The sequence below is a fragment of the Mesorhizobium sp. M7A.F.Ca.ET.027.03.2.1 genome (assembly GCF_003999175.1).
In the GTDB taxonomy this organism is placed as follows: Bacteria; Pseudomonadota; Alphaproteobacteria; order Rhizobiales; family Rhizobiaceae; genus Mesorhizobium.
The window spans coordinates 1-1,293 of the sequence record NZ_RZOM01001371.1; the positions used below are offsets into that span (position 1 = coordinate 1).

General features: G+C 59.9%; 2 protein-coding genes and 2 pseudogenes. All 4 read right to left on the reverse strand.

Annotation, left to right across the window (positions count from 1 at the left end; all coding sequences use genetic code 11):
* A pseudogene (locus EN750_RS41210) lies at window positions 1-156 on the reverse strand (cell wall hydrolase); the annotation flags it as partial.
* Between the two features lie 135 nt (window positions 157-291).
* Entirely contained in the window at window positions 292-699 is a 408-nt protein-coding gene (locus tag EN750_RS34760) for a hypothetical protein (protein WP_127319797.1), read from the reverse strand.
* A 27-nt stretch (window positions 700-726) separates the two neighbouring features.
* Window positions 727-1,050 carry a YbaB/EbfC family nucleoid-associated protein gene (locus tag EN750_RS34765; RefSeq protein WP_013527931.1) on the reverse strand — a complete coding sequence of 108 codons (324 nt, stop codon included), beginning with the start codon at window positions 1,048-1,050 and terminating at the stop codon, window positions 727-729.
* Between the two features lie 30 nt (window positions 1,051-1,080).
* A pseudogene (locus tag EN750_RS34770) lies at window positions 1,081-1,293 on the reverse strand (DNA polymerase III subunit gamma/tau); the annotation flags it as partial.

Below are 1,293 nucleotides of genomic sequence, written 5' to 3' on the forward strand. Positions count from 1 at the left end.
GCTGTAGGCCCGTGAGCTGAGGAAACCCGGCGTGATGGCGTCGGTCAGGCTGGCGACGGACATGCCGTGTGACGTGGTCTGGCTGCAGGCAGCCAAAAACAGGGGTGAAATGACGGCGCAGAGCAACAGCGGCGTCTTCCATCGCGTGGCAATCAACAGGTAACCCTCTCACTTCCATGCCCGCCCCCAGGCTGCGGCAAGAATGAGACACTTTCGGGCAAAATGATGGCCAAAACGTTATTAATGAGTCTCTGTTACCAAATTGGTACAGTTGCATGGCCTAAAAGTGAATTAGTGCCCGACTGTAATGGCCGCCGGCTGGCCAGGCTCAAGCTCCTCGACCTTCTCCGAAAACAGGCCGCGCCGGAGGAACAGCGTCCGCGCCTCCCTGGCGGTCGGCGCGATCTTTCCCGGCCAGTCGCTGTCTATGAAGTCAGCCTTGGTGAAGTCCGGATTTGTCTCGCTTGCCGCCTCCAGAAATTCGGCGATCTCCAGCACGATCGCGCGCTCGTCCTTTGAAAGCGCCGATGTGCCGGCTTCGATCGACGGGCGATGGACGAAATCCTCGAACAGGTAGAAATAACCCTTGATGCCGACGAGATCGACGCCGTCGTCACAATCGGCCAGGATTTCCAGGATCTCGTAGATCCTGTTGCGGATACGCTGCTCGATCAGTCTTTCGGAGGGCTCTTCGGTCATGGCGATCATGGGCGCGCGCGCCGAATGCTAGAAGGGCAGTTTCATTCCCGGCGGGATCGGCAGACCTGCGGTCAGCGCCTTGGTCTTTTCCTGCATGATCTGCTCGACCTTGGTCTTGGCGTCGTTGTGGGCGGCCAGCACCAGGTCTTCCAGGATCTCGACATCGTCTTCCTTGAACAGAGACGGATCGATCTTCAGCGACTTCATCTCGAATTTTCCGGTCAGCGTCACGTTGACCAGGCCGCCGCCGGCCTGGCCGGACGCTTCCAGCGTGGCGATCTCGTCCTGCATGGCCTGGAACTTGGCCTGCATTTCCTTCGCCTTGCCCATCAGGCCGAGAAGATCTTTCATGGTCGGGTCCTTTGCGGATTCGTGGCTGGATCAGGGTTCGTCGTCGTCAGCCGGTGGCTCTACCGGCACTTCAGCCTCTGTCGTTTCGGCTTCCGGTGCGTCTGGAATGCGCACGTCGATGATCTTGGCACCGGGAAAGCGCGCCAGGATGGCGGCCACGGTGGGATCGCTCTTGGCATCGAGAAATGCCGTCTCGCGCTTGGCCGATTCCATTTCGGCGAGCGTCTGGCCGCCCTCTTCCTT

Bases quoted from the DNA above. Each gene is read 5' to 3' on its own strand.
- EN750_RS34760 (WP_127319797.1), bottom strand. From the start codon at position 699: ATGACCGAAGAGCCCTCCGAAAGACTGATCGAGCAGCGTATCCGCAAC.
- EN750_RS34765 (WP_013527931.1), bottom strand. From the start codon at position 1,050: ATGAAAGATCTTCTCGGCCTGATGGGCAAGGCGAAGGAAATGCAGGCC.